The organism is Curtobacterium sp. AB451, assembly GCF_050585845.1.
Classification (GTDB): Bacteria; Actinomycetota; Actinomycetes; order Actinomycetales; family Microbacteriaceae; genus Curtobacterium.
In genome coordinates, this window is sequence record NZ_JBOBQG010000003.1 from 614,309 (window position 1) to 626,937 (window position 12,629).

A 12,629-nucleotide genomic window follows, 5' to 3' on the forward strand; every position below is an offset into this window, starting at 1 on the left:
TGGTCGGTCCGGTGGTGACCGGTCAGGGGGTGTGGACGGGCTGCTGCGCGGGCGCGGCGACGGGCGCGGGGGCGCGGACGACGACGGTGCCGAAGACCCGGCCGACGGCGTAGCCGAAGACGGTCGAGACCGCCGAGGTCACGATCGCCAGGGCACGCAGCCCGCCGCCGCGGCCGAGGGCGCCGAGCTCCCGGAGCACGGCTCCCGGCAGCACCCGGGTGAGGTACGTCGACTCGCTGGAGAGCGAGTCACGCGCACCGACACGGCGGCTGAGGACGGCCTTGGAGATGCCCTCGTAGTAGCTCCGGCGACGCAGGTACCGCATCGTGACCCGGTCCGGGGAGACCCGGTGCGACACGTTCGAGCGCGGCTCGAAGCGGATCCGGGCGCCGGGACGGATCCGGGCGATGCGGATGCAGAGCTCGGTCTCCTCGCACCCCAGCGGGTGGTTGCCGACACGGCCGATGCCGGAGCGGAAGCCGCCCGCGGCGAGCACGACGTCGCGGTGGAAGGCCATGCTCGACCCGATGACGTTGCGGACGTCCGCGGACTCGGTGGGGAGGCCGGCGTAGCTGCAGCCGACGATCCAGAGCAGCTCGTCCGGGTACGGACCGGCACCGGTGGCGGTCGGCCACGACGGCGTCGCACGCCCACCCACGCCGACGACGTCCGGCAGCTCGAGCGCCTCGACGAGGTGCATGAGCCAGTCCGGGTCGGCGGTGGCGTCGTCGTCCAGGAAGGCGACGACGTCGGCGTCGGCCAGGGCGACACCCGTGTTGCGTGCTCCCGAGAGACCACGGTCCTCGGTGTTCTCGACGACGCGGAGTTCCGGCCACCGGGCGGCGGCACGGCGGAACAGCTCCGGCTCGTGGTCGATCACGACGATCACCTCGGTCGCGTCCGGCTGTCGCTTCGCCGACTCGACCGCGTCCTGCAGGTCACCCCAGCGCTGCTGCGTGTAGGCGCAGATGACGACGGCGACCGTCGCGACGCTCACGCCGCTTCCTCGTCCATCGCCGGCACGGCGGCCGGGACCACGAGGCCCGAGACCGGGGTCGGCATGAGGCGCATGCGGGCCTTCGCCTCGCGGGCGCGGCGACGCTCGTGCATGATCGACTTCAGGACGCGGATGCCGTCGCTGACCGCGTTCAGGTTGCTGGTGCCGTGCACGCGGAGCTTCTCGTGGCTCGGCACCTCGGTGATCGCGAACTCCGCGGCGGACCAGCGGCAGGTCAGGATCGTCTCGATCTCGAAGCCGTCGCCCCAGCGCATCGAGCCGTCGGTCGGCTGCGGGAGCGTCGACGACAGGAGCCCGATGGTCGGCAGGGTGTCGGCCCAGAAGGCGTTGTAGCCGTAGCAGAGGTCCGTGTAGCGCGCGCGGAGCAGCACGTTGGAGATCATGTTGAGCCCCTTGTTGCCGAGGCCGCGGATGATCGTGATGTCGTCGCTGCCGCCACCGGGCGCGTAACGGGACCCCTTGGCGACGTCGGCGCCGTCCACGAGGGCCTGCACGAAGCGGGGGATCTCGGCGGCGTCGGCGGAGCAGTCCGCGTCGAACATGACGACGACGTCGCCCGTCACGGCCTCGAAGCCGCAGGCGAGCGCGTTGCCCTTGCCCTTGCGCGTCTGCTGCACGACCTTGATCGTCGGCATGAGGCGCTGGGCGGTGGCGATGGTGTCGTCCACCGAGTTGCCGTCGACGAGGATGACCTCGTACACGGGCGGGAGCTGCGGGAGGATGATCTCGAGGTTTCGGGCCTCGTTCCTCGCGGGGATGACGACCGAGACGCGGGGGTCTCGGGGTCGGGCGGTGCTGGCGGACATGGTGCTCCTGTCGGGTTCAGGCTGCATGCGGAAGTGGTCGAGGGAGGACCCGGCGCTGGGTGGGCGTCGGAACGGGGGTACACCGTTCCCTGGGCTTGGACCAACCATCGTCCGGCCTGAGGGGCTGGTCAATGCGGGTCGGCAGGGGTTGCGGACCCCCGAGTGCGGATACGGAAACCCGCAAGGCACGGTCGGTGGGTGTGTCGGGACGCACGACGGCCCTGGAGGCGCGGGGCGGGCCCGCCCCGCGCCTCCAGGGCCCGTGCTGGTCACGTCAGGGACGCGACGCGTGCGTCGTGAAGGCGTCGCGCAGTGCCGTCGCCAGCTCGGCGACGTGCGGCTCGCGGAGGAGCGAGCTGTGCTCGCTCTCGATGCGCACCGTGGTGGTGTCCCCGCGGAGCACGTCGCTCCAGCCGTCGACGTCCGGGTTGCCGTCGGCCAGCACGAAGGTGGCCGCGCCGTCGTAGGGCGTCGGGGTGTGCCGTCTGGTCACGATCGTGGCCTGATCGAAGAGCGCGTCGAAGTCCTTCTGACCGCCGTAGCGGAGGACGCCGGCACCGTACGCGCGGACGCGCTTGGCGAACTCCTCGCCCACCGGCACCCCGGCGGGCAGGATCCGCTTCGCCGCCCGGTCGAGGCCGCGCTTGAGGGCACGGAGTGCCGGGTTCCGGACCGGGCTCTCCGCCATCCGGCCGAAGTGCAGCTGGGCCTGCTCGCTGCTGCTGCGGGGCAGGTAGGTGTCGAGGATCGCGACGTGCTCGACGCGTTCGCCGCCCTCGGTGAGGAGCCTCGCGACCTCGAGGGCGACGAGCCCGCCGAGCGAGTGCCCGACGAGCAGGTACGGGCCGCGGGGCTGCACGATGCGCATGAGCTCGACGGTGCGCCTGGCGGTGCGCTGGATGCTCCAGTCCGGGATCGCCCGGCGTTCGAGTCCGTGCTGCTGGAACGCGTAGACGTCGTGCTCCGGCAGGTACCGTGACAGCGGCAGGAACGTCAGCCCGAGGGCACCGGCGCCGCTCAGGCAGAAGACCGGCGGGCGTCCGGGCTCGCGTGCCTCGGAGACCTTGACGACGTCGGGGTGGCTCGGCAGGGACTTCGAGCCGGTGCGCACCCGTCTGGCGAAGGCGCGCAGCGTGGGCTGCTCGAGGAGCTCGGACGCGCGGAGGTCCACGCCGAGCCGGGTCTGCACGATCGCGAGCATCTCCTCGGCCGAGAGCGAGTCGCCGCCGAGCGCGGTGAAGTCCTCGTCGAGGTGCACACCGCGGAGTCCGAGCACCTCGGCCCAGATCTGTCCGACGACGAGCTCCCACTGGTCGTACTCCCCCTCGACCATCTCGACCTCGAGCGACGGCGCACCGGGCAGCTTCGCCCGGTCGACCTTGCCGCGCTCGTTGCGGGGCAGCTCGGGCATGGGGACGATCGCCGCGGGCACCATGTACTCGGGCAGCTTCGCCCGCAGGGCACGGCGGAGCGCGGCCGGCGCCGGGGTGCGTCGACCGGGACGGCCCACGACGTAGGCGACGAGCCGGGTGACGGCGGGCGGGTCGACGAGCGCGGTGACCACGACGTCGTGGACGTCGTCGACGGCGCGGAGCGCGGCCTCGACCTCGCTCGGCTCGACGAGGTAGCCGCGCACCTTCACCGCGTCGTCGTCGCGACCGAGCAGGACGAGGCAACCGTCCTCGTCGAGGCGGGCCAGGTCGCCCTGCCGCCACAGCGGGGTGCCGTCCACGTCGACGGAGAGGTGCTCGGCCGTCTTCTCGGGCGCGCCCCAGTAGCCGGCGGTCATGCCGTCGGCGACGACGACCAGCTGGCCGGTCTCCCCCGCCGCGGCCGCCGAGCCGTCCTCACGCAGGACACGCGCGGTCTTGCCGGGCGACGTGTAGCCGGCCGGCACCACGCCGGTCGGGACCTCGTCGTCCGGGCCGACCGAGAAGTACGACACGGCACCCATCTCGCTCGAGCCGAAGCCGTTCCAGATGACCGTGTGGGCGCCGAGGACCGGTCGGGCGGCGTGGACGTCGGTGCCGGTGATGGGCTCGCCGACCGTCATGATCAGCCGGAGCCCGGCGAGTGCCGGGTGCAGGTCCGCGCCGCGGTCGCGGACGGTCGAGACGACCGAGCGGAGCAGGTGCGGCGTACAGACGACCGCGGTGACGTGCTCGGCGGCCATGCCCTCGAGGAGCCGCTCGGTCCCGAGGTCCCGTGCGTCCAGGAGCACGGCGGCGGCCCCGCTCAGCAGGCTGTCGAGCGTGGTGAGGATGCCGGCGGCGAAGGACAGCGGCAGCACCACGCCCACGTGGTCGCCGGGGCGGTAGGCGGCACTCCAGGCGCTCTGCTCGACGTTCCGCAGGAACTGCCGGTGCGTCATCGCGACGCCCTTCGGCAGGCCGGTCGAGCCCGAGGTGAACACGATCGCGGCGGGGTCGGTGCCACCGGGGCGGGACGACGCCGCACGGTCGGTGCCGGTCGCGCGCTGCTCGGTGCTCGTCGCGATGAGGGCGTCGAGGTCGTGCACGGTGCCGTCCGGGCCGAGGACCGCCGCGGCGAGGTCCGTTCGGGTGGCGTCGGCGAGCACCTCCCCGATGCCCGCGAGCGTGACGACGTGCTGCAGACGCGCCTCCGGGAGGTGGTCGTCGAGCACGACGATCGTCCGCCCGGCCGCGACCAGCGCGAGCATCCCGACGACCGTCTCGGTCGTGTGCCCGGCCATGATGCCGACCGGGACCGAGGCCCCGGTGCGCTCGGGTCCGACGCCGGCTCCGGTCCGGTCGTCGGGGCGGAGCACGTCGCCGAGCCGCGCAGCGAGCGCTCGGACGGTGCGGTCCGTCTCGGCGAAGGTGCGGGCGGTCCCGGCACCGGCGAGCGCCGGGGCGTCGGGGAACGCGGCGACGACACGGGTCCACCGGTCGAGGAGCGAGTGGTCGTCGGACGCCGGGACGGCCGGTTCGACCGTGCGGTGGCGTGCTGTCGGGTGTGTCGGACGCATTGCTTCTCCCCTTGGTCGTGCGGGCCGGTGGTGCGCTGGTGCGCGAGTGCGGCGCTGGTGGTGCGCTGCTGCGGCACTGGTGGTGCGCAGGTGTGGCGCTGGTGCTCGCCGCGTCGGTCGCTCCCGAGGACGGTAAGCCGACCGTGCCCCCGCGATCGAGGGTCCGGCGACGGCCGTGCGGGGATCCTGCGGTTTGGCGCATCCTCGCGATCCGCCGTGGATCTCCCGTGACGGGCCTATCGATCTGCTGTGCGCTCCCGTGCGCGGACGGTGCGGCGCGAGCGGGCGTACCGGAGGACACCGCGGCCGACGGCGAGGAGCTCGACCCACCGCATCCGCCCGACTTCGCGGAGGAAGGCAGCGTCGTCGAGCGGCGCGGTCACGGCCTCGGTGGCGGCAGGCGCCGGGGCCTCGACCTGGGCCGTGGTCGGTTCGGCCGCGGTCCCGGTGAGCAGGTGGCGTACGGCCCGCGGCGCCCGCTGCAGTGCCATGCCGAGCGTGTGCGGGTGCAGGGCGATCTTCGTCAGCCAGGCGCCGAGACCGGTGCCGTAGCCCTCCGCCTGCTTCCGGAGCGCGGGGAGGTCCGCCCGGTGCCGGTGCCACACCAGCGCCGCGGGCTCGACGACGAGCGCGGCGCCCGAGAGCACCACGCGGGCGAACATGTCGATGTCCTCGCCACCGCCCGTGACCGTGCCGACGCCGAGCGCCTCGTCGAAGCCGCCGAGCTCGGTGATGGCCGACCGGCGCATCGCGAAGTTCGCACCCGTGCCGTAGTCACCCACCGCGAACGGGAAGAGCGGCCGGTCCGCGGGCGGCGCCGACAGCCGGTGCACGCGGGGCTCGAGGTTGCGCGACCACGTCACGCGTTCGTCGAAGTACCGCTGGGTGGGGGTCCGGAGCTCGCCGCTGGCGACGAGTCCGCTGACGCACAGGACGTCGTCGCCCCGGGAGAAGCCGGAGGCGACGGCGCGGAGCCACGACCGGTCGACCACGACGTCGTCATCGGTGAACGCGACGATCTCGTACCGCGCCGCGCGGACACCGGCGTTCCGTGCGCTCGACAGCCCGGGGACGGGTTCCCGCACGTACCGGACGCGCTCGTCGTCGAGGGCGTCGACCAGCAGGCGGGTCGACTCGTCCGACGGGGCGTTGTCGACGATGACGACCTCGAAGTCGGGGTGGTCGAGCGCGAGCAGCGAGTCGAGGGCCGCGCCGAGCTGGTCGGCTCGGTCACGGGTGCAGAGGACGACGGAGGTGCTCGGCAGGCGGACCGGGATCGGCGGCTGCGGCACGGCCGGCAGCGCGGCGACCGCGGCGCGGAGGGCGGCGACGTCGAGTGTGCCATCGGAGACGGGCAGGTCGACGAAGCCGAGCGGGGCCACGCCGTCGCGGACGAGGAGCCGGGCCGATCGGTGGCCGGCGGCGTCGTCGAGCAGCACCGTGCCGGCGTCGTCCCCGGGGACCTCGGCGAGGTCGACGGCACCGACCCACACGGCACCGGTCCACGTGGGGTCGGCGGCGCTCGACATCGGGCGGGCGAGCTCGACGCGGGGCGGGAGCGAGCGCTGGATGGTGTCGGTCATGGGAGAGCCTGTCTGGTGTCGGGGACGTGCACGGTCACAGCCGGCCACCACCACCGTCGCCGCGGGGACGACGGGGGTCAACGGCCGGGCGGAACCGTGCGGTTTCTCCTCGCGCCGCGACCGCGACGCGTGCGTGATCCCGCAATGCCGCAGGGCCTCCGCACTTCCCGTCCACTGCTCTCCCGGGTGGCCGCCGGCCGCGGTTAGCGTCGTCAACACCCGCAGGCCGGAGCACGTCGCCGGCCCAGACCCGAAGGGACGCTCGATGCGTCAGTCGATCGCGGTGGTCGATCAGTGACCGCCACCACGACCCCCACCCGGATGTCGATCCGCCACGGATCCCGTGTGCTCCCGACCTCACCGGTGCCGTCCCTCGTCGCGGCGGGACTCGGGTTCGCCGCCGCCGCCCTCATCGCCGCCGACGCGACCGGTCCGCTCCGCACCGCCGTCGTCCTCGTCGCACTCCTGGTCGTGCCGGGCCTGCCCGTCGTCCGGCTGCTCGGACTCCGCGAGCCGATCGGCCGCGCCGGTCTCGTCGTCGCGACGAGTGCGGCGATCGACGCGGTCCTCGGGCTCGTGATGGTCTGGACCGGGCAGTGGGTCCCGCTGCCCGCGGCCGGACTGCTCCTGCTCGTCGCCGGCTGGGTGTCGCTCGGCCAGGGCGTCCAGGTCGCGCGCACCGTCCGCCGGCCGGACCGCGTGCGGGCGGCGCTGCCGACCGCGGTCCTCGTCCGCACCGTCGCCGCGTCCGGCGTCCTCGTCACCGGCGCCGCGCTCTGGGCGATGGGTGTCGCGCAGACGGACTCGACCGCGCTCGGCGAGTGGGGCCTCCTGACAGCCCTGCCGGCCGTCTGGTGGGCCGGTGCCGCCCTGGTGTTCCTCGTGGCGCTCGTGACCATGCTGGACCGGCGCCACCACGTGGTAGTCCGCACCGTGTCCTCCGGCGTCCTGCTGCTCGTCATGTACGGCACGTCCAACCTCATCGCCGCCGAGCCCCGTCCCCCGTGGGTGTTCAAGCACATCGCGGTGACGGCGTACATCCTGCAGCACGGCGCCGTCGACCCGTCCATCGACATCTACAACCGCTGGCCCGGGTTCTTCAGCGTGAGCGCGTTCCTCGGCGCTGCCACCGGCACCCTCGACGCCGCCGACCCGGTGCGCTGGACCGAACTCGCGTTCGCCCTGGCCGACGGCGCGCTCGTCCTCGGGATCGCCCGGGCGCTGGGCGCGCGGGGACGCTGGGCCTTCGTCGCCGCGGTCCTCTTCAGCGCCGCGAACTGGGTCGGTCAGGACTACTACTCGCCGCAGGCGTTCGCGTTCCTCCTGTTCCTCGCGGCGGTCCTCGTCGCGCTCACCGTCCTCCGCGGCACGCCGAACGCCGTCGGGCGCTGGAGCGCGACCGTCACCGGCAGGCTGCTCCGCGCGCGCCGCGCACCCGTCGCCGTGGCGGTCGCGCCGCCGACGCGTGCGGCGACCGTGGCGGCGGTGGCCCTCGTCGTCGTCCTGCAGTTCGTGATCACCGCATCGCACCAGCTCACACCGTTCGTCGTCGTCGCCGCGTTCGTCCCGCTCCTCGTCCTCGGGTACCTCCGCCCCTGGTGGCTGGCGGTCCCGCTGACGCTCCTGCCCCTGCTGTACCTCGTCCCGAACCTCGACTACATCCAGGAGAAGTTCGGGCTGACCACCGGCTTCGACCCGGTGAGCAACGTCACCGCCGCGTCGACGTCGATCGCGATCCCCTCGATCGCGACGACCCTGCAGTCCCGCGCCGTCCTCGGCATCACGGCGCTCGTCGCGGTGTGCGCCCTGGTCGGCCTCGTCCGGCTGGTCCGCGGCGGGCACGCCCGACGTGCCCTCGTCCTGCTGTGGCTCGCGGCCTGCCCGGTGGTGCTCGTCCTCGGACAGAGCTACGGCGGCGAGGCGAAGTTCCGCGTCGTGCTGTTCTCCGCACCGTTCCTCGCGATCGCTGCCGTGCACGCCTTCCACGGCCGGCGGCTCCGGGTCGCCGCCGCAGCGCTCGTGCTCACCGTGACCACGGCGCTGTTCCTCGGCGCCACGTTCCAGACCGAGCAGGCCAACCAGACCGCACCCGCCGACGTGGCCGCGGCGAACTGGCTCGACGGCCGGTTCCAGGCGGACGACACGCTGACCACGGTCGGCAGCTTCCCGTCGATCATCGGCGGGAACTACGAGAACTACCTCCGACACTGGGGGCAGGTCGACTCGCTGCAGAGCGAGGCCGCCTGGTTCCCGAAGGGCATGACGGCGGACGACCTCGACGGCGTCCTGCAGGACCGCGACCAGGGCGGGCACGCCTGGCTGGTGTTCTCGGCGGCGCAGCGTGCCGACGCCATCACCCGCGGGACGCTCACCGGCGCGCAGATCGACGCGATCGAGCGGTCCGTCGCCGACGAGGGGACGCTCCGGTACGACCGGGACGGTGTCCGGATCTACGAGGTCCGCGATGCAGCATGAGCCCGGGGCACGGCACCGCGACCCCAGCCGGCGGACCTTCCTGCGACGCGGCGTGACGATCGCCGGCGTCCTCGGGGTCGCCGCCGTCGCCGGGACCACCGCCGTCGTGCTCCCCACACGCGCCGGCCAGGGGTCAGCGCGTGCCGAGACGATGCCGACCGGCGCGGTCGAATCAGAGGGCACCCGGTGGATCCCCTACCTGGCGCAGGACTTCGACCTCGACGCCGCGCTCGGCGACCTGCTCGCCGTCTACCCGAAGATGGCGGAGTACAGCGGGATGCGCGACACGTCGGGCAAGGGGCTCTACGCACCCGACCAGGTGGTGTCCGTGCACGACTCGGTGCTCGACTTCCACCTCCGCAGCAGCGGATCGCAGCCCCTCGTGGCGACCGTGCTGCCGGCCGGCTATCGGGCGTACACGCACCAGCGCGTCTCGATCCGCTACCGCGCGGACGAGGTGCCCGGGTACAAGTTCGTCATGATCCTGTGGCCGCTGTCGGGCGACTGGAACGAGGGCGAGATCGACTGGCCCGAGGGCGACCTCACCGGCGACGTCCGACCGGTGTCCGCGATCCCCGGCAGCTACGACGCCGAGACGCAGGCGATGACGTTCCTGCCGGAGGACCCGACCGTGGTCCCCGGCGGACAGACCGACTGGCACGTCGCGACCGTCGAGTGGACCGCCGACGCGGTGCGCTTCTACTGGGACGACGAGCTGCTCGAGACGGTCACGGGCGCCGTGCCCACGACGCCGATGCGCGTGACGCTGCAGGCCGAGACGATCATCCACGACGCCGATGTCCCCGAGGACGCCGCCGGCCACGTGCTCGTGGACTGGGTCGTCGCCTACCGCCAGAGCCGAGCCCGTTCGTGAACTGATCCGGCGCTCCGACGCGTTCGGGCGTGTCCGGGCGTCGGGGCCGGCGTGTCCGGGCGTCGGGTCCGGCGTGTCCGGGCGTCGGGTCCGGCGTGTCCGGGCGGCCGCCGGCGTGTCGCACGGATCGCATGCACCAGGAACGGAACAAGCCCCCGGGATCATCCCGAGGGCTTGTTGCACGAGTGCTGGGGTACCTGGACTCGAACCAAGAACGACGGTACCAGAAACCGCTGTGTTGCCAATTACACCATACCCCAAAGGCCCGGAGGCCTTCGGTCCCGGTTGCCCGGGGCACGATCAACTACTGTACAGCATCTCGGAGGTCCGTGAGACCACCCACGAGATCTCGGTGCACCGCGGCGGCCGTGACCGCCCCGTGGCCGGCCGCGACGATGAGCTGCTCCGGTCCGGGTGGCGTCACGTCACCCACGGCGTAGACGCCCGGCACGCTGGTCCGACCGCTGCGGTCGACGATGACGAGCCCTTCGGCGTCGCGGTCGAGGTCGGCGTCGACCCAGTCCAGGTCGGCGTGCCACCGGGGCCGGACGAACCCACCCGTGTGCGGCTCCACGTGGCCGTCAGCGAGGCGAACGCCCGTCATCCCGGACCGGTCCCCCTCGAGGTCCGCCACGGCCCGCTCGTCGACGCGCACGCCCGCGGCGGCCAGGCGCGCACGGCCGGCGTCGTCGAGCGTCGCGACGCCGTTCGTGTAGACGACCAGGTCGTCCGCCCACGCCGCGATGAGCAGCGCGCGGTCGACGACGTCGTCCGTCTCGCAGATGAACGCCAACGGCTCGGCGGCCTTCTCGTACCCGTCGCACTCGACACAGCTGTGCACCGCCGTCCCGTAGAAGGCACGGAGCATCGGCAGCGCGGGGAACTCCTCGCGGAGACCGGTCGCGATCACGACGGCCCGGGCGGACGCCTCGACCTCGGTACCGCGGAAGGCGCCGTGCACGAGCCAGCGATCGCCGTCCGGGACGACCCGGTCGACGACCGTCTGCACGACGGTCGCCTCGGGGTAGGACTCGACCTCGGTGCGCCCGAGCTTGCGGAGCTCGAGCGGCGAGATGCCGTCCCGCGTCAGGAAGCCGTGCGACCGCAGCGTGGCGGCGTTCCGAGGCCGGTTGGCGTCGACGAGCAGCACGGTCCGCTTCGCGCGGACGAGGTTGAGCGCGGCGCTGAGGCCGGCCGGACCGGCGCCCACGACGACGACGTCGACCAGCAGCCGCCCGGCCGCATCCACCTGCCGCTCGGCAGGACCGGCCGCGCCGGCCGGCAGATCGGTCATGCCGGCCGTGCCGACCCGCCGCTCGGCCACGTCAGCGGTCCGCGAGGCGGCGGAGGCGCGTGATGGTGGACTCCTTGCCCAGGATCTCCATCGACTCGAACAGTGGCGGGCTGATCCGTCGGCCGGAGACCGCGACGCGCAGCGGACCGAACGCGAGCCGGGGCTTGAGCCCGAGCCCGTCGATGAGCGCGGCGCGGAGGGCACCCTCGATCGACGCCGTCGTCCAGTCGTCGAGCGGCTCGAGCGCGGCGATGCTCGCGCGCAGGACGTCACCGGCGTCGGCCTTGAGGGTCCCCAGAGCGTCGTCCTCGACGACGAGCTCGTCATCCGCCGTGAACAGGAACGCGAGCAGGCCCGGAGCCTCGCCGAGCAGCTGCATGCGTTCCTGCACGAGGGGCGCCGCCTGCCGGAGGACCTCGAGCTCGTCGGAGGTCGGCGGCTCGGACACGATGCCGGACAGGTACGGCAGGAGGCGGTCGCGGAAGTCGTCGGCGGCCAGCAGGCGGATGTGGTCGCCGTTGATCGCCTCGGCCTTCTTGTGGTCGAACCGCGCCGGGTTCGGGTTCACGTCGGAGACCTCGAACGCCTGGACCATCTCGTCGATCGAGAAGACGTCGCGGTCCGCACCGATCGACCAGCCGAGCAGCGCCAGGTAGTTGACGAGGCCCTCGGGGATCATCCCCGCGGCACGGTGATGGAACAGGTTCGACTCGGGGTCGCGCTTCGAGAGCTTCTTGTTCCCCTCCCCCATGACGTACGGCAGGTGACCGAACACCGGGATGAACTCGGCGATCCCGACCTCGTACAGCGCCTCGTACAGGGCGATCTGCCGCGGCGTCGACGACAGCAGGTCCTCGCCGCGCAGCACGTGCGTCACCCCCATGAGCGCATCGTCCACCGGGTTGGTGAAGGTGTAGAGCGGCTTGCCGTTCGGGCGGACGACGACGAAGTCCGGGAAGGTGCCCTGCTTGAACGTGATCTCACCGCGCACGAGGTCCTGGAAGCTCAGGTCGCGGTCGGGCACGCGCAGCCGGAGCGCCGGCTCACGGCCCTGGTCGCGGAAGGCCTGCCGCTCGGCATCGCTGAGGTCACGCTCGTGGTTGTCGTAGCCCTGCTTGGGGTCACGGCCGGCCGCGGTGTTCCGGGCCTCCATCTCCTCGGGCGTCACGAACGACTCGTAGACGTGCCCGGAGGCCTTGAGCTTCGCGATGACGTCGTCGTAGACGTCCGATCGCTCGGACTGCCGGTAGGGACCGTGCGGCCCACCGACCTCGACGCCCTCGTCCCAGTCGAGACGGAGCCAGCGCAGCGCCTCGAGGATCTGCTCGTACGACTCCTCGCTGTCGCGCGCAGCGTCGGTGTCCTCGATGCGGAACACGAGCTTGCCGCCGGTGTGCCGTGCGTACGCCCAGTTGAAGAGGGCGGTACGGATGAGTCCGACGTGCGGCGTGCCGGTCGGGCTCGGGCAGAAACGGACACGGACATCGGAGCCGGAGGCGGTGGTGAATGGCGCAGTCATGACACGACGATCCTACCGGCCGGGACCCTGCCGAACGAGGCCCGCAGATGACGTCGCGGGCCCCGGTGAAC

8 protein-coding genes and 1 tRNA gene are annotated in these 12,629 nt (G+C 72.9%); 2 read left to right on the forward strand and 7 right to left on the reverse strand.

Features of this window, described 5'->3' with window-relative positions; genetic code table 11:
- Positions 1-22: 22 nt before the first annotated feature.
- The 4 genes from ACQXVK_RS09850 to ACQXVK_RS09865 all read right to left on the reverse strand — a co-directional run bounded on the left by ACQXVK_RS09850 (position 23) and on the right by ACQXVK_RS09865 (position 6,396).
- Complete coding sequence (locus ACQXVK_RS09850; protein ID WP_022906274.1) at positions 23-997, reverse strand: glycosyltransferase family 2 protein; 975 nt, start codon at positions 995-997, stop codon at positions 23-25.
- Positions 994-1,824: a glycosyltransferase family 2 protein gene (locus tag ACQXVK_RS09855; protein ID WP_022906273.1), complete on the reverse strand. Its 831-nt coding sequence runs from the start codon at positions 1,822-1,824 to the stop codon at positions 994-996. The genes ACQXVK_RS09850 and ACQXVK_RS09855 overlap by 4 nt, the downstream gene beginning before the upstream one ends.
- 274 nt (positions 1,825-2,098) lie before the next feature.
- The gene (locus ACQXVK_RS09860) at positions 2,099-4,813 is read right to left on the reverse strand and encodes an alpha/beta fold hydrolase (protein WP_022906272.1); all 2,715 of its coding nucleotides are present in this window, start codon (positions 4,811-4,813) and stop codon (positions 2,099-2,101) included.
- A 236-nt stretch (positions 4,814-5,049) separates the two neighbouring features.
- Positions 5,050-6,396: a glycosyltransferase family 2 protein gene (locus tag ACQXVK_RS09865; RefSeq protein ID WP_430853426.1), complete on the reverse strand. Its 1,347-nt coding sequence runs from the start codon at positions 6,394-6,396 to the stop codon at positions 5,050-5,052.
- 294 nt (positions 6,397-6,690) lie between these two features.
- Here ACQXVK_RS09865 and ACQXVK_RS09870 point away from each other — a divergent pair, with 294 nt between their 5' ends.
- Both ACQXVK_RS09870 and ACQXVK_RS09875 read left to right on the forward strand, forming a co-directional pair.
- Positions 6,691-8,871: a hypothetical protein gene (locus tag ACQXVK_RS09870; RefSeq protein WP_430853427.1), complete on the forward strand. Its 2,181-nt coding sequence runs from the start codon at positions 6,691-6,693 to the stop codon at positions 8,869-8,871.
- Positions 8,861-9,745, forward strand: a complete 885-nt coding sequence (locus ACQXVK_RS09875) for a glycoside hydrolase family 16 protein (RefSeq protein ID WP_430853428.1) — start codon at positions 8,861-8,863, stop codon at positions 9,743-9,745. Before ACQXVK_RS09870 ends, ACQXVK_RS09875 begins: the two co-directional genes overlap by 11 nt.
- Before the next feature lie 188 nt (positions 9,746-9,933).
- Here ACQXVK_RS09875 and ACQXVK_RS09880 read toward each other — a convergent pair.
- From ACQXVK_RS09880 to gltX, 3 genes are all read right to left on the reverse strand, one after another.
- Positions 9,934-10,005: transfer RNA gene (locus tag ACQXVK_RS09880), tRNA-Gln, on the reverse strand.
- A 44-nt stretch (positions 10,006-10,049) separates the two neighbouring features.
- Positions 10,050-11,039, reverse strand: a complete 990-nt coding sequence (locus ACQXVK_RS09885; RefSeq protein ID WP_430853429.1) for an NAD(P)/FAD-dependent oxidoreductase — start codon at positions 11,037-11,039, stop codon at positions 10,050-10,052.
- A 31-nt stretch (positions 11,040-11,070) separates the two neighbouring features.
- A complete protein-coding gene (gene gltX, locus ACQXVK_RS09890; protein ID WP_430853430.1) occupies positions 11,071-12,558 on the reverse strand; it encodes a glutamate--tRNA ligase in 1,488 nt (495 codons plus the stop codon).
- Positions 12,559-12,629: the final 71 nt, after the last annotated feature.